The sequence below is a fragment of the Streptomyces sp. NPDC048420 genome (genome assembly GCF_040651535.1).
GTDB lineage: Bacteria > Actinomycetota > Actinomycetes > Streptomycetales > Streptomycetaceae > Streptomyces.
Genome location: NZ_JBEZKG010000062.1, coordinates 1 through 17,425, shown reverse-complemented (window position 1 = coordinate 17,425; position 17,425 = coordinate 1). Strand labels below are relative to the sequence as shown.

General features: G+C 65.6%; 17 protein-coding genes and 2 pseudogenes. 7 read left to right on the top strand and 12 right to left on the bottom strand.

Annotated features, from left to right (window positions below):
• Positions 1-730: 730 nt before the first annotated feature.
• Positions 731-1,453: a hypothetical protein gene (locus AB0D34_RS46780; RefSeq protein WP_362674233.1), complete on the bottom strand. Its 723-nt coding sequence runs from the start codon at positions 1,451-1,453 to the stop codon at positions 731-733.
• Positions 1,454-2,208: 755 nt separating this feature from the next.
• Between AB0D34_RS46780 and AB0D34_RS46775 the strand changes: the two genes are divergently transcribed.
• On the top strand, positions 2,209-3,441 hold the full coding sequence (locus AB0D34_RS46775; RefSeq protein WP_362674230.1) for a phage major capsid protein: 1,233 nt from the start codon (positions 2,209-2,211) through the stop codon (positions 3,439-3,441).
• A 240-nt stretch (positions 3,442-3,681) separates the two neighbouring features.
• Positions 3,682-4,077: an HNH endonuclease gene (locus AB0D34_RS46770; protein ID WP_362674227.1), complete on the top strand. Its 396-nt coding sequence runs from the start codon at positions 3,682-3,684 to the stop codon at positions 4,075-4,077.
• Positions 4,078-4,604: 527 nt separating this feature from the next.
• Here AB0D34_RS46770 and AB0D34_RS46765 read toward each other — a convergent pair.
• The 5 genes from AB0D34_RS46765 to AB0D34_RS46745 all read right to left on the bottom strand — a co-directional run bounded on the left by AB0D34_RS46765 (position 4,605) and on the right by AB0D34_RS46745 (position 8,593).
• Positions 4,605-4,766: a hypothetical protein gene (locus AB0D34_RS46765; protein ID WP_362437425.1), complete on the bottom strand. Its 162-nt coding sequence runs from the start codon at positions 4,764-4,766 to the stop codon at positions 4,605-4,607.
• Between the two features lie 355 nt (positions 4,767-5,121).
• Positions 5,122-5,955, bottom strand: a complete 834-nt coding sequence (locus AB0D34_RS46760; RefSeq protein WP_362674225.1) for a helix-turn-helix transcriptional regulator — start codon at positions 5,953-5,955, stop codon at positions 5,122-5,124.
• Positions 5,945-6,466 carry a DUF6879 family protein gene (locus AB0D34_RS46755; protein WP_362674222.1) on the bottom strand — a complete coding sequence of 174 codons (522 nt, stop codon included), beginning with the start codon at positions 6,464-6,466 and terminating at the stop codon, positions 5,945-5,947. Before AB0D34_RS46755 ends, AB0D34_RS46760 begins: the two co-directional genes overlap by 11 nt.
• Positions 6,450-6,656: a hypothetical protein gene (locus AB0D34_RS46750; protein ID WP_362674219.1), complete on the bottom strand. Its 207-nt coding sequence runs from the start codon at positions 6,654-6,656 to the stop codon at positions 6,450-6,452. Before AB0D34_RS46750 ends, AB0D34_RS46755 begins: the two co-directional genes overlap by 17 nt.
• A gap of 266 nt (positions 6,657-6,922) precedes the next feature.
• On the bottom strand, positions 6,923-8,593 hold the full coding sequence (locus AB0D34_RS46745) for a fumarate hydratase (protein WP_362674216.1): 1,671 nt from the start codon (positions 8,591-8,593) through the stop codon (positions 6,923-6,925).
• Positions 8,594-8,760: 167 nt separating this feature from the next.
• Here AB0D34_RS46745 and AB0D34_RS46740 point away from each other — a divergent pair, with 167 nt between their 5' ends.
• Both AB0D34_RS46740 and AB0D34_RS46735 read left to right on the top strand, forming a co-directional pair.
• Positions 8,761-9,444, top strand: coding sequence for a DUF1707 domain-containing protein (locus tag AB0D34_RS46740; RefSeq protein WP_362674215.1), 684 nt, complete (start codon positions 8,761-8,763; stop codon positions 9,442-9,444).
• A 174-nt stretch (positions 9,445-9,618) separates the two neighbouring features.
• A complete protein-coding gene (locus tag AB0D34_RS46735) occupies positions 9,619-9,993 on the top strand; it encodes a WhiB family transcriptional regulator (RefSeq protein ID WP_362674212.1) in 375 nt (124 codons plus the stop codon).
• A 203-nt stretch (positions 9,994-10,196) separates the two neighbouring features.
• Here the strand turns inward: AB0D34_RS46735 and glpX are convergent, their stop codons facing one another.
• On the bottom strand, positions 10,197-11,231 hold the full coding sequence (glpX, locus tag AB0D34_RS46730) for a class II fructose-bisphosphatase (protein WP_362674210.1): 1,035 nt from the start codon (positions 11,229-11,231) through the stop codon (positions 10,197-10,199).
• 127 nt (positions 11,232-11,358) lie between these two features.
• Here glpX and AB0D34_RS46725 point away from each other — a divergent pair, with 127 nt between their 5' ends.
• Complete coding sequence (locus tag AB0D34_RS46725) at positions 11,359-11,880, top strand: DUF4245 domain-containing protein (RefSeq protein ID WP_362674208.1); 522 nt, start codon at positions 11,359-11,361, stop codon at positions 11,878-11,880.
• A 53-nt stretch (positions 11,881-11,933) separates the two neighbouring features.
• Here AB0D34_RS46725 and AB0D34_RS46720 read toward each other — a convergent pair whose 3' ends face one another.
• The 4 genes and pseudogenes from AB0D34_RS46720 to AB0D34_RS46705 all read right to left on the bottom strand — a co-directional run.
• On the bottom strand, positions 11,934-12,524 hold the full coding sequence (locus tag AB0D34_RS46720; protein WP_362674207.1) for a malonic semialdehyde reductase: 591 nt from the start codon (positions 12,522-12,524) through the stop codon (positions 11,934-11,936).
• A gap of 139 nt (positions 12,525-12,663) precedes the next feature.
• Positions 12,664-12,900 carry an exodeoxyribonuclease VII small subunit gene (locus AB0D34_RS46715; RefSeq protein ID WP_362674204.1) on the bottom strand — a complete coding sequence of 79 codons (237 nt, stop codon included), beginning with the start codon at positions 12,898-12,900 and terminating at the stop codon, positions 12,664-12,666.
• 91 nt (positions 12,901-12,991) lie between these two features.
• On the bottom strand, positions 12,992-14,200 hold the full coding sequence (gene xseA / locus AB0D34_RS46710; RefSeq protein ID WP_362674202.1) for an exodeoxyribonuclease VII large subunit: 1,209 nt from the start codon (positions 14,198-14,200) through the stop codon (positions 12,992-12,994).
• Positions 14,201-14,220: 20 nt separating this feature from the next.
• Positions 14,221-14,824, bottom strand: a pseudogene (locus tag AB0D34_RS46705) (amino acid permease); the annotation flags it as partial.
• A gap of 32 nt (positions 14,825-14,856) precedes the next feature.
• Between AB0D34_RS46705 and AB0D34_RS46700 the strand changes: the two are divergent.
• Positions 14,857-15,504: a winged helix-turn-helix domain-containing protein gene (locus tag AB0D34_RS46700; RefSeq protein WP_362674236.1), complete on the top strand. Its 648-nt coding sequence runs from the start codon at positions 14,857-14,859 to the stop codon at positions 15,502-15,504.
• A pseudogene (locus AB0D34_RS46695) lies at positions 15,446-15,945 on the top strand (transposase). Before AB0D34_RS46700 ends, AB0D34_RS46695 begins: the two are co-directional and overlap by 59 nt.
• A gap of 118 nt (positions 15,946-16,063) precedes the next feature.
• Here the strand turns inward: AB0D34_RS46695 and AB0D34_RS46690 are convergent.
• The gene (locus AB0D34_RS46690; protein ID WP_362674199.1) at positions 16,064-16,708 is read right to left on the bottom strand and encodes a hypothetical protein; all 645 of its coding nucleotides are present in this window, start codon (positions 16,706-16,708) and stop codon (positions 16,064-16,066) included.
• Positions 16,709-17,425: the final 717 nt, after the last annotated feature.

Here is a 17,425-nt window from a genome sequence, read left to right as displayed (position 1 = left end):
AGGACCCTCGACAAGTCCCATCGTTGCAGGTCAGGAGCACTCTCCGCTTATTTAATCAAGCATCGGACACCCACCTCGCGAAAGCGCGAGGCTAGCTTCCATCCTGGCCGGGGAGAACGGCCAGGCGCTCACCAGACAGGCCGTACAGAAGGGCGTGACTGCCGCTAAGGCCATGGCCTTGATCGCGCCTGAGTCGGGCGCACGGTGCCTCGTACTGCCTGGGCACCACTTCCAGAAGAACGGGCTCGGGTCGGCATCGTGCCGCGTGCACTCCCTACGCACCGCCGTGTAACCCTGCCACGGATACCGCGTAACCCTCGAAGGGTTACCGATTCTTCTCTGACCTGCGGAAACCTTCGCTGCCTCTCTATCTCTTTAAGTCATCCCCTGGCCGAGGAATGGAGGTCAGGCAGACAGCACCACTAACGGCACCCCTCGAAGGGTGCCGCTTCTGTTTGGAGCGACTACCTCCTTACCGTATAAGTAGCCGCTGTAAGCGGCTCTATCCCATCGGCTCACGCTGTGAGCCATTCACCTCGACCGGAGCGAAGCGACGAGAACAGAAGAGAAAGCACGCGCGCCCCTCAACCTGAGCGCGCGGATACAAGACTCAATAACTCAAAACCAGGGCCGCGATCCTCGCGGCTAACCCTGTCTGTTCGATCTGATATTCCCGGCCGGCTGCGACAGCCGATCACATTGTTCCGCTCAGCCGAGGCAACAGGACCGCCTAGGCTGTCGCAGTCCCACCAGCATTCGAGGAGTCTCCACCGTCAGTCGCCGTGGTATCCCGCTCGGTTTCCCGGCGTCGCCGAAACTCACCCCGCATATCGCGTCCAGTCTCCTTAAGGGTTGTCGAGATATTCCGCAGAGCCTCGGCGGCGTCGCTAAGTCCGTACTCAGTCGCCGACAGGAGGCTGTACCGAATAGAAAGATCGAGGACGTAAGTCAACGGTTCCTGCTTCTTCCCACGGGCATCCTCGAAGTGCACCGTGGCTGTGTATTTCATGGGCAACCCTGCGCTATGGCGCTGCGGTGCAGTGTCGAACAAGGCGGCGATCCTCTTCCTTGGTGGAAGAGAGGGGATGCCTTGCGTTATGAGTGCGGTGTCTTTCAAGGGATATCCGGCATCATCCAAAGTGGAAGCGAACGGCGGATCAACGATAATCTTCACGTTACGCGCAAGGGTCTGCCCCATGTTTTCGACTACGAAGTCAATGCCCTGTCTCATCACGGGGTTGTCAGCGAAGTCGACGACCACGAATGGCTGAGCCTGCTCTTCTCGCAACTGTCGAGCCAAGTCGACTTGCTGCTTTGCGTACAACGCGGCAGCGAGAGCGATACCAACCGTGACAACCGTAAAGAGGGCCGTGGCGACTGTCGCAGCCGCAGACCAATCCTCCGGGGTCCAGGCCTTCAGGTCAACGGCAAGTAGGCGATGTGCGTTCCTCATGAGCGCAGGCTAGTGCAAGCCTCTCCCGCCTCACAGGGCCTTGCATGACCTTCCTTAGCGGGATGGTCGGTCACCCATCACGGGAGGGGAGGTCTCGAAACTTCGCGCGAATCGCTTCCGGCACCCGCCGCCTTCCCTCGACGTGAGTGCGCGGGGGTTAGCCGGACTTCGTGGGACCGGAACCCGGACCGCTATCCGGCCAGGGCTTCGAAATCGCTCGATAAATCGCGCGGGATGACGCGTGTGGTTTCGCGCGCCCTAACAGGTCTTCTAGTGATGCAACAACGACTTCGATCCCTTCGCACGGGATCGGGGGAACACGCCGCATGGGCGGCAGCGGTAGAAGCGGCACGGTTTCCATGGTTTGACTCCAAAGGCCATGGGGGCCGGGCCGCTTCGCATATCCACCACCGATAGCCAGCTGTTCCCGCTCACCGGCTCGAAGAGATGTGGAACATGAAAAACACAGTAGACCTGAATTGCTGGGCCTGCGGAAATCCGTTCACGACCGAGTTCGGGCCGGGGCGCCCGCGCCGCTACTGCGGCCTATCTTGCAAGAACCTGGCGCGCAAGGTTGCGCGCAGAGTGCGTTTCGTCGAGCAAGCCGAACGGCAGCGCATAGCTCATATCGCTTCAGTCTGAACACGACACAAGTAAAAAACCGCCGCCCCCATTCAAGCCGCCCCACCCAATCCGGGTGTTTGGGCGGCTTCTGCATGGCCGCGTCCGGCCCCGACCAAACGAAGGAACCATCAATGAAGACTGAGCTGCGCAAGATTTTTGATTCCGCCGAGTCCGAGGATCGCGGCCTGACGGCCCGCGAGGTTGCGGCTGTCATTAACTCGATTCCCGCTGAGGAGCGCATGGCACGTACCGAGATTCTGGCTGCGGTGAATGGCGAGAACGGTCCGACTGCGCCTGAGACTCGCGACTCGATCGCCGAAACTCTAAAGTACATGGAAATGCGGGCCGTTGACGCCCGCGAGGATCGGGCGAGGCTCGACCGTGAGGCCGAGGTTCGCGCCCTGGCGGCTCAGGCTGGCGCTCCGGTTCTACCTGTCGCCTCGGGTAGCTCCGACGGCCAGGAAGGCGCCTGGCGCTCTCTACTGCCGTCCGGGAACGAGTTCCGGACTCTTGTCGCCGAGGGTTCCCCGGGTTCTGGCGGTTACGCAGTTCCGGGGAAGACTGCGGACAAGTATGTCGAGCACCTTCGTGCGGCGAGCGCCTTCCTGCGTGTGCCTGGTATCAACGTCCACCGTTTCGACGGTGGCTCTTTCACTCTGCCGAATCTGACTAGCTCGACCGCTCCCGGTGTCGTTGCTGAGGGTGCCGCGATTCCGGAGGGGACCGCGAATTTCGCTGGTCTGACATTCGCTCCGGTCAAGTACGCGGACCTCTACCGCGCCTCGAATGAGGTGCTGGCTGATGCGGCCTTTGAAATGCGGAACCTGATCAGTGGCGTGATGGTTCGCAACATTGCGACTCAGGTTGACAGGGACGCTTTCCAGGGGACCGGAACGGCTTCCCTTTCCGGCCTCACGAAGGCTGGAATGGGCACTGCCGTGAATCTCGCTACGGGCAACACGGTTATTCGGTGGGATCACATCATCGACGCCTTCTCGGATATCGAGGCGGCCGGTGCGGTTCCGGGTGTCATCTGGGCTTCGCCGGACATGGGTAAGGCGCTCCGTAAGGAGCGGGAAAACTCGACGACCGGTGGATACCTGGCTGGCCAGGTTACCGACCCGGTGACTAAAGCGGGCCTCGGCCTTCCGATCTACGTTTCGGCGAGCCTTCCCGCTAGGACCGTAATTGTTGCTGCCCCGGACCGCATTCACATTGGTGTGCGTTCTGATGTGCGAGTGGCCGTTTCGGAAGATTTCGGCTTCGACAAGGACCTCACGGCTTTTCGCGCAACCTATCGCGTGGCCGGTCTTGCAGTAGACGCGCCTGCGGCCGTTCAGGTCATCAAGGCGTCGGCTACGTAAGCCACTTAGCTAGCGCCCAGGTTTCTTTCTCTGCCTGGGCGCCTTCCTTAAAGGGGAAGCGCTGATACGCGGTAACGTTCAGAACCTCAGAGGTTCTGAACGGGTTCGGGAACGGGATTGGTCACCCCGTTCCCGGGCCGACCCCCTTTTTTTGGCTTTCTCAATACTTCGGATTGCGCCGAAACTCTTGCACCTTGCCCAGATACTCCCCCTCTCGAAGGAAACACGATGAGACAGTCTTTGAAGCTGACCGACAAGGCCGCCGTGATCTCTTACCTGAGTGCCCGTTCCGTCATCTGGCCCGATTGCGAGGGCGGATGCTGGGAATGGATGTCCTACCGCGAACGGGACGGATACGGCCGGTTCACCGCCGAGGGAAAGCCGCGCTATGTGCACGGGGAAGGCTTCAAGGCCGCTTCAGGCCGAAGGATTCCTGATGGCCTTACGCTCGACCACCTTTGCCAGATCAAGGCTTGCTGGAATCCTGATCACCTTTCCGTCGTGACCCGCGCGGAGAACACCCGAAGGGCCAGAAACGCTTACTGGGTGCGCTTCATGAAAGAGAACCGCGCTGCACTAAACGTTGTTTGCAAGCTGGGCGGTTCTGTTATCGAGCCGATGGCGGTGACCCGATGACGTTTCAGTACAGAGGGCCGCTTGATAGGATCACGGCCGCTTCTCGGCCGAACGTGAAAACCGGATGTCGCATCTGGTACGGCAGAAGTGACAGCAAGGGTGAACCGAAGATGCGCATTCGCGGGAAACTTGCCTCGGTTAAGCGGTACTTGATGGCGTCGAATCCGAAGAGGAATCGACAGGGCTTCTATCCCGTGTTCCAGAACACTTGCGAAGAAAAGCGATGCATCACCGAAGGACACTTGGTGATTGTGGACTGGAAGCCGTTGCCCCCGAAGCCCAACGGGGGAGGGCAGTGAACGAACTTAGCCGCTGGATAGCCCGAAGGCGCTTCCAGGAAGAGAAGAAGCGCAGTCTTAGAGATCGGCTTATGGCAGAGGCGATCAAGGCCCGTGCAATGCGCCTGAATAGCGAGGCCGGCTGAGCCAGAGAAACGCGGGGAAGCCCCACCAGCACGGGGGTACTGGTGGGGCTAGTCCGGCATGCTAGGTGAGAGGAGATTCGCCGTCCCTAGCGTGCCGGGGTCTTCACTCGATCCGCTCGACCAGGGCGAATGAGGTGCAGATGCGCCGGAATCCCTGGTGTTCCGTGCGGCCCGTATGACCCATGCATTCGACATCGACGGCCGCACCATCGGTCGAAGGTGTGGCCTGCCATTCGCACTTGAGGCACTCGGCCTCGAAGGTCACGTCGGTGTTCGGATGCTGCGTGATCCGGTGTTGTACGTATCGAAGTACAGCGCGCACCATCACTCGGCCCCATGCTTTTCTCGAAGGTGCGTCCGGAGAACCACGTTCGCATCGGACACCTTCGAGTAGTCCCCGACCGATCGGGCGTTAGTTCGGGTCACCGCGATGTGAAGGCATTCCTGACAGCCCGCTACGGGGTCCGGCTGCTGAACTGGGGCCGTCAAGTGCACCGGTTCCGTCATCGTCGTCCGCCTCGCACTCATACCGTGACCTCTCCCCGACTGCATGCCGTCTAGGGAATGTTCCCGCACAGTGCGCATGGGTGCGGTCATTATTTGCGTTGTCGGGTAGAAGATCAGGAACGGAACCGCGTGGCCCACTCGGAAAGGAGTTCACGGCAGCCGTCCCCGAACAGGGCATAACCTTCGTATGTTCCAAACTCGTTCAGGTAAGCCGATACGTCCCGGTGATCCCGGAATACCATTACTCCGGTCTGCGTCTCTACCGTGGCTATCCGCGCGTCATAGATAGTGAAGGTGTTCAATGGCGCAGTTGGCATGTGGCCATCCAAGGGGATGACGCCGAGCTCGACATTTGGAAGCAGGCTAATCGAAACCAGTCGGTCAACCTGCACGGCCATGGCCGATGAGGACAGGAATGGCCACCTAACGGCCTGCTCAGTAAGGATGAATGTGAAGCGTTTCGACGTGTCATAAAGGACGGACTGCCGCTCCAGCTTCTTCGCAATGGCCTTACTGTGGTCGCCGGGAATGTGGGCAAGACTAGCCCGGACGTAATCGGGTGTTGCGAGAAGACCGGTCACCATGGACAGCAGGAAGTACCGGAACTCTGTTGAGGATTTCTCGAATCCGGCTAGCTCGTTCTGTTTCTTCTCCAATCCTGTACGGCGTTGGGACCATGCGTCTTGCCATTCACTGTTAGCGTTACGCGCAAGTGCCGCCACTCGGGAGACAAGGTCCGGGGGTGCATCCAATGCCCTGAGAATCAGCTCCACGTCAACAAGGGTAGGTGTTAGCTTCGCCCCTTCAATGTTGCTGATCTTTGTTTGGCTCATAGCGCAACGCTGAGCGAGCCGGGTTTGAGTGATCCCGGCCCGCTTGCGGAGCGTCTTCAGCGTCTCGGCTAGGTCGGCTCTGGACTGGCCTAGCTCTTCCGGCTCAAAGGTCAAGACCCTTCACGAACTCCTCGAAGGGGACAGACTCGGCCAGTGCGATTCGCTGATATTCGAGAAACGGTGTCACGTCTCCCTCATACAGTTCTCGGCCGATCTGCGTTCCGTCCGCCTCATAGTGCATGAGGACTACTTCCGTCTTGTCGAACATCCAGAAGTCTTCAACACCCGGCAACGGATTCTCGCGCTCGGTCACGTCAATGATTCGGATATCTTCCCCGATGGGGACCTGATGGCGGTAGTACCTCTCGAACTCGAAACGCAGGTAGTCGGAGAGAGGCCGAGTCAGGATGTGCACCCGCCCGACACTTGCCCCGGATTCCCTACTATCTCGGATCATGGCCGTCCAGGAATCCTCGTACGGCCCCGGGAATCGTTCACCCGCAAGGAAGCGGGAGAACTCTTCTGCCTCTTGCGGCACGCGGTAAGCGGGCAGGGTTTCCAGTCGCCACGCCTCGCTCTGGAAGTCCTGGAACTTGGCTTGCCAGGCTTCACCAGCCAAGAGCATTGAAAGCCTCCCTCAGCACGCTTTCCGGGATCTCAACCAACCCTTCACCCTCGGGCGGGATGAAGCCGTCGAACACGTCACCCTGCACTACGAACGACCCCTTTCCGGTGCGATACAAGTTCGGGCAATCCCCTTGCCCGCACTCTCCGTTCCCGTCGCCGGTAAGGCGGGTCAGTTCCTCGCGAGCCATGCTCAACCCCCTTGGTCACAGCCCCCGTTAGGGCCGGTACGCATGACGGTACGAGGGTTGTTCATGGTCGTCTATGCGGCGACGCTGATATTCGCGTAGTCGGGTACGCCACTGTTCGGGACGGCCGTGCGGCTGCCTGTCGCGGCCTGACCCCGATGTGAGGCCCTACGCGGTTCTGTGCGGGCCGCTCGCGGACGAGATGGCCCCGCTGCGCGTAGAGCCCCCGACCGATGGCCGAGGGCTCTACGCGGGTGTCGCTGCCTAGGTCAGGCCAGGCCCGGGCCCCGTACCGGGATGGTCGTGAACGTCGGCTGAGAGAGTTGCTGCGGGCTGAAGAAGTCGTTGCCCTTGTCGTCGACCACGATGAACGCGGGGAAGTCCTCGACCTCGATCTTCCAGACCGCCTCCATGCCGAGCTCCTCGTACTCGACGACCTCGACCTTCTTGATGCAGTCCTGGGCCAGGCGGGCGGCAGGCCCGCCGATGGAGCCGAGGTAGAAGCCGCCGTGCGCACCGCACGCGTCGGTGACCTGCTTGCTGCGGTTGCCCTTGGCCAGCATCACCTTGGAGCCGCCCGCCGCCTGGAACTGCTCGACGTAACTGTCCATACGGCCGGCCGTGGTCGGGCCGAAGGAACCGGACGCGTAGCCCTCGGGCGTCTTCGCCGGACCCGCGTAGTACACCGGGTGGTCCTTCAGGTACTGCGGCATCTCCTCGCCCGCGTCCAGCCGCTCCTTGATCTTGGCGTGCGCGATGTCACGCGCGACCACGAGCGGACCGGTCAGCGAAAGCCGTGTCTTCACCGGGTACTTGGTCAGTTCCGCGAGGATGTCGTCCATCGGCTGGTTGAGGTCGATCTTGACGACGTCCCCGTCGGACTCGAGGTGCTCGTCCGTCGTCTCCGGCAGGAACCGCGCCGGGTCCGTCTCCAACTGCTCCAGGAACACGCCCTCCGCGGTGATCTTCGCGACGGCCTGCCGGTCGGCCGAGCAGGACACGGCGATGGCGACCGGGCAGGACGCTCCGTGCCGGGGCAGCCGTACGACCCGCACGTCGTGGCAGAAGTACTTGCCGCCGAACTGCGCCCCGATGCCGATCTTCTGCGTCAGCTCGAAGACCTTCTCCTCCAGCTCCTTGTCCCGGAAGCCGTGCCCGAGCTCCGAGCCCTCGGCCGGGATCTCGTCCAGGTAGTGCGCGGAGGCGTACTTCGCGGTCTTCAGCGCGTACTCGGCGCTCGTGCCGCCGACGACGATCGCCAGGTGGTACGGCGGACAGGCGGCCGTACCGAGCGAACGGATCTTCTCCTCCAGGAACTTCATCATGGAGGCCTCATTGAGGACGGCCTTCGTCTCCTGGTACAGGAACGACTTGTTGGCCGAGCCGCCGCCCTTCGCCATGAACAGGAACTTGTACGCGCCGCCGTCGGTGGCGTACAGCTCGATCTGCGCGGGCAGGTTGGAGCCGGTGTTCTTCTCGTCCCACATGGTCAGCGGGGCCATCTGCGAGTAGCGCAGGTTGAGGTTCAGGTACGCGTCGTAGATGCCCTTCGACAGCGCGGCCTCGTCACCGCCCTCGGTCAGCACGTTCTGCCCGCGCTTGCCCATGACGATCGCCGTGCCGGTGTCCTGGCACATCGGGAGGACACCCGCCGCCGCGATGTTGGCGTTCTTCAGCAGGTCCAGCGCCACGAACTTGTCGTTGCTCGACGCCTCCGGGTCGTCGATGATCCGGCGCAGCTGGGCGAGGTGCGCGGGCCGCAGGTAGTGCTGGATGTCGTGGATGGCCTCTTCGGCGAGCTTGCGCAGCGCCTCCGGCTCCACCTTGAGGAAGGTCCGCCCGTCGGCCTCGAAGGTGGAGACACCCTCGGAGGTCACCAGCCGGTAGGGGGTGGTGTCCTCTCCCATGGGGAGCAGATCGGTGTACGCGAACTCAGGCATCTCAGCCCATTCCTCACTCTGCGGGTCGACCACCCGCCTCCGTCGGCGGGCCTCAACAGCCTAGAACCTGTCCAAGCGCGGCAGCTTGTGAGGTAAGGCTCAGTTGGTTGTCCAAGAGTTGCCCACAGGGCTAGTCGCGATCTATCGCGTTTCGATACGCTGCTGTCGTGGACCTTCAGAAGAAGACCGAACCCCAGGTCGCCGAACTGCGTGCCTCGGACGCAGACCGCGACCGCGTCGCCGACATCCTGCGCGAGGCCCTCGCCGAGGGTCGCCTCACCGCGGACGAGCACGCCGAGCGGGTCGAGGGGGTGCTGAGCGCCAAGACGGTGGGCGAGCTGGAGGTCTTCATTCGGGACCTGCCCGCGGCCCACGAGCGCCGCACCGCCCCGGCCTGGACACCGGCCCCCGGCCGCCCGACCGACGCGATACCCCACGACCCGGACGAGAACGTCGTGGCGGTCTTCAGCGCCGCAGTCCGCAAGGGGCGCTGGCGCGCGGGCCGCCGTATCCACGCCTACGCGGTCTTCGGCAGTGTGGAGATCGACCTCAGTGAGGCGATCTTCGAGTACCGCCAGGTCGTGATCAAGGCGTTCTCCCTCTTCGGTAACGTCGAGGTGCGCGTCCCGGAGAACGTCTCGTTGCGCGGCACCGGCGGCGGGGTCCTCGGGAACTTCGAGGTGCACAGCCTGGACTCGCCCGAGCCCGACGCGCCCGTGGTGTACGTCGACGGCTGGGCCGTGCTCGGCAACATCGAGGGACGGCCCAAGCGCGGCAAGCTCGTCGCGGACATCCTCGACCGGGTGCAGCACAAGGTCGACAGGAGTTTGCGCAAACACCTGGACCGTTGACGGTTGTGAATCCGGTCGGGTTCGGAGTGAATCGGCCCACCCCTGATCGGCCTTCCGGAGCGCACATGAGCACCCGGAATCCAGCGGTTCGGGACCCAGTGCATAGGCGCGCGCACAGCGGGTAGGGCTTGCTGCATCGTCTCTCGCTCGCGAAGCCGTCGTCAGGAGTAGACCGTGCTGCAACCGCCGCATTCGTCCCTGCAGGTCGCTGCCGTTCCGGCCCAGCGGGTGCCAGTGCGGGACAGGGACCAAGACGCTCCATGGCACACCGAGGCGGTGTGCCGGCGCGACGAGGCCGGCCTGTTCTTCGCCCCGTCCAAGGAACCCACCGCCGCCAGGCTCTCCCGCGAGGAGGCCGCGAAGCGCGTCTGTGCCCGCTGTCCGGTCATGGTCGAGTGCCGTGAACACGCCCTCCTGCAACCCGAGCCCTACGGCGTCTGGGGCGGCCTGACCGCGGCGGAACGCCGAGTGGTCCTGGCCCGGCGCAGGCGCCGCGACATGGAACTGAAGAAGGCGGCGCGGGCGGCGCGTATCGCGCAGGCGGGCTGATAGCCACAGCGAAAAGGGCGCCCCCACCGCACCGGGGACGCCCCTTTTTGCCTGCACGAGATTCGGCTGAACGTGTAATACAGGGGCTTGGTGAACTCCCCAGGGGCGCGGGGCTGTATCGATATGCGGCTCCGCCGCGTGGGCGCGAGAAGCCCCACGCACCCGCACCCGCCGACGCTCCAGAGCCCCCGAGCTCTCAGGCGCTATTTGGCGCGATCGAAATCAATCGCACTGTACGCCCGCAGCTTGCTGAGCCGATGCTCCGAGTCGATCCTGCGCACCGTCCCCGACTTCGACCGCATCACGATCGAGTCGGTCGTCGCCGTCTCCGACCGGTACCGCACACCCCGCAGCAGCTCTCCGTCCGTGATCCCGGTCGCCACGAAGAACACGTTCTCCCCGGACACCAGGTCGTCGGTCGTGAGCACCCGGTCCAGATCGTGCCCGGCATCGACCGCCCGCGCCCGCTCCTCGTCGTCCTTCGGCCACAGCTTGCCCTGAATCGTCCCCCCGAGACACTTCACGGCACAGGCCGAGATGATCCCCTCCGGCGTACCGCCGATACCCAGCAGCATGTCGACGCCGGTACCTTCGCGCAGCGCGTAGATCGACCCCGCCACATCACCGTCGGAGATCAGCTTGATCCGCGCCCCCGCCTCCCGGATCTCCTGGATGATCCCTTCGTGCCGGGGCCGGTCGAGGATGACCACGGTCACGTCCTCCGGCGTGGACCGCTTGGCCTTGGCGACCCGCCGGATGTTCACGGAGACCGGCGCGTCGATGTCGACGAAGTCCGCGGCCTCGGGACCCGTGACCAGCTTGTCCATGTAGAACACGGCGGACGGGTCGAACATCGACCCCCGGTCCGCCGCGGCCAGTACCGCGATCGCGTTCGGCATGCCCTTGGCCGTCAGCGTGGTTCCGTCGATCGGGTCGACGGCGATGTCGCACTCGGGCCCGGTCCCGTCGCCCACGCGCTCCCCGTTGAAGAGCATCGGGGCCTCGTCCTTCTCGCCCTCGCCGATGACGACCACGCCGTTCATCGACACGGTGGAGACGAGGGACCGCATGGCGCGTACCGCGGCACCGTCGGCGCCGTTCTTCTCGCCCCGCCCGACCCAGCGGCCCGCGGCCATCGCGGCGGCTTCGGTCACCCGGACGAGTTCCAGGGCGAGGTTGCGGTCGGGGGCCTCGGAGGGGACTTCGAGTTCGGACGGCAGATGATGATGCTCGGTCATCGGAGCGCACCTTTCTGATACGACGACGGCCGGATGAGGGTTCGACCGTCGACTCTATCGTCAGTCCGACAAAATGAGCAGGGGACCCCACGGATGAGCGGACCGGGCACCTGCGACGATAGGGGGCGTGGCAGGTTCGAACGGCAAGCAGAAGACGGTCCGGGACATGATTCTCTCCCTGGGCCTCATCGGGATCGCGGCGGCGGTCATCTACGTGTTCATCCCGCACGACGACTCCGCTCCGGACATCAAGAAGGTCGACTACCGCGTCGAGCTGCTCACGGCCCGCCGCGCGGCCCCCTATCCGGTGGCCGCACCCGAGGGCCTGTCGGCCGGCTGGAAGGCGACCTCGGTGCGCTACCGGGCCGACCAGTCCGACGCCTGGCACCTGGGGTTCAACGCGCCCGGTGGTGAGTACGTGCAGATCGAGCAGTCCACTCAGAAGCCGTCGGAGTTCATCGACGAGGCGAGCCAGGGCGGCGAGGCGACGAAGCAGACCCAGGAGATCGCGGGCCGCACCTGGACGAGGTACACGGGCGGCCGTTACGACGCCCTCGTGCACAGCGCCGACGGGGCGACGACGGTGGTCGCGGGCACGGGGTCGTTCGCCCAGCTGACGGAGATGGCGAAGTCACTGAAGATGGCATGACGGCATGAGAAAGGGCCCCCACCCGGTGGGGGCCCTTTCTCATGTCACACGTCTCAGACGGTGGTGACGACGTCGTCGTACTCCAGGCGCGGGGAGCGCGGGAACCAGGCGTCCTCGCCCGGCTTGCCGATGTTGACGACCATCAGCGGGGTGTGGTCGTCGTCCAGGAACTCCTTCTGGACGCCGGCGAAGTCGAGGCCGGTCATCGGGCCGGCGGCGAGGCCCGCGGCACGGACGCCGATGATGAAGTACGCGGCCTGCAGGGCGGCGTTCAGCCCGGCGGCACCCTCACGGGCGGGGCGCTCACTGAAGAAGAGGTCCTTGGCCTGCGGGAAGTGCGGGAAGAGCTGCGGCAGCTCCTCGTGGAACTCGTTGTCCGCGGAGAGGATCGCGACCAGCGGGGCGGTGGCGGTCTTCGGCTGGTTGCCCTCGGCCATGTGCTGGACCAGGCGCTCGCGGGCCTCGGCGGAGCGGACCAGGGTGATGCGCAGCGGGCTCTGGTTGAAGGCGGTCGGGCCGTACTTGACCAGGTCGTAGATCGCCTGGACCTGCTCGTCGGTCACCGGCTCGTCGGTGAAGGTGTTCGCGGTGCGGGCCTCGCGGAACAGCAGGTCCTGGGCGGCGGGGTCAAGAACGAGAGACATGGGGAACCTTCTCGGGTGGCGCGTCGACCCCGGAAGCGGACCGGGGACCGGTTGACGTTCACGACCGTACGCGAATGAATTTCAACATTCAACCAAAAACGGGGTGTGGTGATCCGCTTCACAGATCACGATGGCTCTCCTACTCGGAGTCGTCCCCGTCCCCGGCCTCTTCCTCCTCGGCCAGCGCCGCGTCCAGTCGCGCCCGCGCCCCGTCCAGCCAGCGCCGGCACACCTTGGCCAGCTCCTCGCCGCGCTCCCACAGCGCGAGGGACTCCTCGAGCGTCGTACCGCCCGCCTCCAGCCGCCGTACGACCTCGATCAGTTCGTCCCGCGCCTGCTCGTACCCGAGCGCCTCTTCCGCCACCTTGCTGGTCATCCGCCCACCCTACGCATCGACACTGACACTGCTGTGCTCTCCCGGGAGCAACCCCCGGACCCCCGGCCGCGCTCCAGCGAGCCCAGGCTCCTCACTCGGCCCGCACCACCGTGAACTCGCCCTCGGCGACCCGCGCCCGCAGGCTCTCCTGCGCCGTCACCTCGTCCGGCGACCGCACCACATGTCCGTCGGACTTCTGCAGTACGGCGTACCCGCGCTGGAGGGTCGCGGCGGGGGAGAGGGCCACCACGCGCGCGTGCGTGTGCGTCAGTTCGGAGTCGGCGCGGTCCAGCAGATGCCCCAGGGTGCGGCGGGCGCGATCGGTGAGGGAGGCCACATGGTCGGCGCGCTCGTCGATCATCCGGTGCGGATCCTCTATCGACGGCCGCGCGAGGGCGTGCGCAAGCCCGCGCTCCTCCCGCTGCAGAAACGCCTCCACACAGCGCCGCGCACGGTCGCGCAGCTGTCGTACCCGTTCGTACTCCTCCCCGACATCCGGTACGACCTTCTTCGCGGCGTCCGTCGGTGTGGAGGCCCGCAGGTCGGCGACGTAGTCGAGGAGCGGGGTGTCCGGTTCGTGCCCGATCGCGGAGACGACCGGGGTGCGGCAGGACGCGACCGCCCGCACCAACTGCTCGTCGGAGAACGGCAGCAGATCCTCCACGCTGCCCCCGCCGCGCGCCACGATGATCACGTCCACGTCGTCCAGCGCGTCGAGCTCCTTGACCGCCTGGACGACCTGCGGGACGGCGTGCACCCCCTGCACCGGGACGTTGCGCACCTCGAAGCGGACGGCCGGCCAGCGGTGCCGGGCGTTCTCCAGGACGTCCCGCTCGGCGGCGGACGCGCGCCCGCAGACCAGTCCGATCAACTGCGGCAGGAACGGCAGCGGCTTCTTGCGCTCCGGCGCGAACAGCCCCTCCGCGCCGAGCGCCTTCTTCAGCTGCTCAAGCCGCGCGAGCAGCTCACCGACCCCGACCGGCCTTATCTCGGTGGCCCGCAGCGAGAGCTGCCCCCGCGGCGCGTACCACTCCGGCTTCGCCAGTACGACGACCCGGGCGCCCTCGCTGACGACATCGGCGACATCGTCGTAGACCTGGCGGAAGCAGGTCACGCTCACCGAGATGTCGTACGACGGATCGCGCAGCGTGAGGAACACGACACCCGCGCCGGGGCGCCGGGAGAGCTGGGTGATCTGCCCCTCGACCCACACGGCACCGAGCCGGTCGATCCAGCCGCCGATGAGCCGCGACACCTCGCCGACGGGCAGGGGCGCTTCGGGAGTCGAGTTCACAGCCATGCCGCGAGCGTAACGTCCGGCTACGACAACGCATCGTCACCGGCCGTGAACTTCGCGGCGGCTCCCTGGCCCATCAGCACCGACAACCCCACGAGGAAACACACCACGCCGACGACCTGAGGCGCTCCGGACGCCTCCATGATCACGGCCACGGTGATCGCCGCCCCGACGACCGGCACCACCACGTAACGCCTCCAGATCACCGGGCCACTACGCCTTCGGACCGCGAACCAGCCGACCGCACTCGCGGGCAGCAGCGTGAAGGCCGTCAGCGCGCCGATGCCGACCACGGACACCATGTGGCCCATGCCGTCGCTCCCGTCAGCGCCGTCCACCCCGCTGCGACCAGCGTGATGTCGGCCGGGCACAGTAGGGCCACGCGCACGCCGGAGCCCGTCTTCGACAGCATGCGCGGCAGGCGCCGGTCGCGGCCCATCGCGAACAACAGCCGCCCGGCCGCCGCCTGCCCCGCCAGCGGAGCGAAGGCCGCTCCGATCGCTTGCTGACGGACACCAGATCGTGCAGTCAGGTGCCGACCGAGGAGTCGATGGCGTCGTAGAACGGGGACCCCTGCCTGCCCGGGGCCGCCGCGAACTGGGCGGAGGTCGTCGGGTCCAGGAGTGCACGTGGTGTGGCCGACCGCCGTGCCGTGGTCGATGCCTGCTGGTGCCCGCCCGGCCAGTGCGACTCGGCCGAGAGCGACCAGCCGCCGAGCGAGGACGCGGGCCAAAGGTGGGCTGGCCGGCCGTCCTGGTCGGCCCCTAAGTCCAGGGTCTCGCAGTGAGCGTTCGGCGGAACCCTGGCGTCGGGCCTGGCGGGAGGGCGGGATGGATGCCCTCGCCTCCACGGGGCCGGCGCAACTGCCCAAGCTGTCCGATGGCCGGTTCGTCGAGCTGGAGAAGGAGTTGGCGCTGGGGCCAGCCACGTATGCCTGGGAAGACCAGACCAGACCAGACCAGCGCTGGGCCGTGGCCCGGATCGGGGAGCTCATCGCCCGGACGTTCGGTGTCGAGTGTTCGTCGGCGGCGGTGTGGCGGCTGATGCGCCGGGATGGCTGGTCCTGGCAGTGTTCCGCCCGCCGGGCGGTGGAGCGCGACGGGGGCGCAGTGGGCTTGTGGAGAAGGACGTGTGGCCGCAGGTGGAATGGCTGCGGCGGCGCTGGGGGCATTCATCGTCTTCGAGGGGAGGCCGGGTTCTCGATGACGCGCCACGCGCACGCACCCGGGCCGGCGTGGGCACACGCCGGTGGTGGGGGTGCGGGGCCGGTCCTGGCGCCGCTGGTCGATCGCTGCGATGTGCCGTGACAAGCCGGGCGAGGCTTCACGCCGGCCGCGCCGGCACCGCAAGTATCGGGACAAAGGACGCAATATCTTCGCGTGGACCGACTGCCGCGGCCTGGCCGTCTGCGCCCACATCCAGCTGAGGGCTCCCATCGTCTTGATCTGGGACAGTCCCAACACCCACCGAGCCGCCGGAATGCGTGACACGCGGCCGAACATGACTGGCTCACCATCGTGCAACTGCCCTCCCGTGCACTCGACTTGAACTCGGTGGAGGGCGTCTGGCCCTTGTTGCGGCGCGGCCCGCTGGCCAACGTCGCCTTCCCCGACGACGAACACCTCGAGCCCGCCCTCCGCCGGGGCCTGCGCCACATCGAGTTACGGCCCGATCTGATCGACGGCTTTCTTGCCGGCACCGGACTCACGCTCACTCGCCGGCCGACAACAATCCAGAGCGATCAGTAATTGGCGTGGCTGCGGAAGGGCGGAATGCGGACGGTGCCCCGAAGCCAGGCTTCGGGGCACCGCCGTTCATTCCCAGGTGAAGCGGACAGCCGGTACGGCGCCGCCGCTCACGCCGGAATTACGGCTCGACGTCGTGGCAGATCGCGTAGGCGGTGACTTCTCCGACGGCGGTGATGGCCTGCACGACCTGCCATCCGTTGGCAGGGCCGGTACCGGTAAAGACCGGCGCGTCGCGATCGACCGTAATGCCCGTGACGCTGCCTTGGTACCCGCCGCCGGTGGCGACGTCGTTCCCGGTGCACAGGGCAGTCGACGTGCTACCCGGTGTACCGGTCACGACGTAGGTGTCCAGCGCCGCCAACCCCTGCGGACCCTGAGCGCCCTGAGCGCCCTGCGCGCCCTGAGCGCCTTGCGCGCCCTGAGCGCCTTGCGCGCCCTGAGCGCCTTGCGCGCCCTGAGCGCCTTGCGCGCCCTGCGGTCCCTGCGCGCCCTGCGGTCCCTGCGGTCCCTGCGCGCCCTGCGGACCCTGGTAGCCCCGCGGTCCCTGCGGACCCTGCGGACCCCGCGGACCCTGGTGGCCCCGCGGACCCTGCGGCCCGCGGTTCTTGGCGTGGGCGGCGCTCGTGACCCCGTTCGGACCGGGCAGCCCGACGCTCTGCTCGGCACCGGACCTGTGGATCGCGTCGGCGATGGCCGTGGTGCACGGAACAACGTTGAGCGCTACTGCAAGTGCGCCCGCCGAAACCATTGTCGTGGTCTTCACGCGGGAACTGCGGACAGTTTTACGGCTCACCAGAGAACCTCTCTCACGAAACTCGGATTGGCCACACCGCAAGCGTGCGCACTCTGTGCGCTCATTCACCTGCGTATCTCGCCGCCTATGGCTACGGACAGGGCCGATTCTTCACTCTCCGCGATTTAATGATCACGACTAGGTTCGTGTCCCGAACGAACTTCACCCGAGCGGGCGTAATGCACCGGACAAAGTCATGATGCCGACGATCCGTTGAGGAAAAACTGCGGCGCCTGTGGTGAGGGCTGAGTCTTCTCAGACCCTGCTCACCAGGTTTCTGCGATACGCACCGCAGTCCGCGAAGAAACACAGCAAGCCTTGCCGCTCCGCCTCCTCCGATGCGGGCGCTGCGGCATCCTTGTCCGAAAGGAGCGGTGCGAGGTCATCGGGCCAGGCGATGGCAGGCGCCGGGTCCAGCGGACGATCCCGCGCTCACGCTGGGGCGCTTATCTGTGAGCACAGGTAGACGACGGCGGAGTGGTTTTCCCATGCCGAAGGCGTGGCCCAGCCCTTCCGCGAGGTAAACGCAGCCGTGCGTCGTCGAGCCAAACCGCCTGCCCATTCCGAATCTCGGTGCGCAGTGCGGGTCGACCAGGTCGTGTCCCTCTTCGTGGTGTAAGCGACCTTGCTCGACGAGTTCCGGTAACCGCGCGTCGGCCACGCCATGGGACATGGCTCCCGGGTCGC

What these genes read in the sequence shown, in the direction of transcription:
- AB0D34_RS46720 (WP_362674207.1), bottom strand. Translation starts at nt 12,524, where the DNA reads ATGTCTCTCGTTCTTGACCCCGCCGCCCAGGACCTGCTGTTCCGCGAG.
- AB0D34_RS46700 (WP_362674236.1), top strand. Translation starts at nt 14,857, where the DNA reads ATGCCTGCTGGTGCCCGCCCGGCCAGTGCGACTCGGCCGAGAGCGACC.
- glpX (WP_362674210.1), bottom strand. Translation starts at nt 11,231, where the DNA reads ATGACCGAGCATCATCATCTGCCGTCCGAACTCGAAGTCCCCTCCGAG.
- AB0D34_RS46750 (WP_362674219.1), bottom strand. Translation starts at nt 6,656, where the DNA reads ATGGCTCGCGAGGAACTGACCCGCCTTACCGGCGACGGGAACGGAGAG.
- AB0D34_RS46775 (WP_362674230.1), top strand. Translation starts at nt 2,209, where the DNA reads ATGAAGACTGAGCTGCGCAAGATTTTTGATTCCGCCGAGTCCGAGGAT.
- AB0D34_RS46715 (WP_362674204.1), bottom strand. Translation starts at nt 12,900, where the DNA reads ATGACCAGCAAGGTGGCGGAAGAGGCGCTCGGGTACGAGCAGGCGCGG.
- AB0D34_RS46780 (WP_362674233.1), bottom strand. Translation starts at nt 1,453, where the DNA reads ATGAGGAACGCACATCGCCTACTTGCCGTTGACCTGAAGGCCTGGACC.
- xseA (WP_362674202.1), bottom strand. Translation starts at nt 14,200, where the DNA reads ATGGCTGTGAACTCGACTCCCGAAGCGCCCCTGCCCGTCGGCGAGGTG.
- AB0D34_RS46755 (WP_362674222.1), bottom strand. Translation starts at nt 6,466, where the DNA reads ATGCTCTTGGCTGGTGAAGCCTGGCAAGCCAAGTTCCAGGACTTCCAG.
- AB0D34_RS46745 (WP_362674216.1), bottom strand. Translation starts at nt 8,593, where the DNA reads ATGCCTGAGTTCGCGTACACCGATCTGCTCCCCATGGGAGAGGACACC.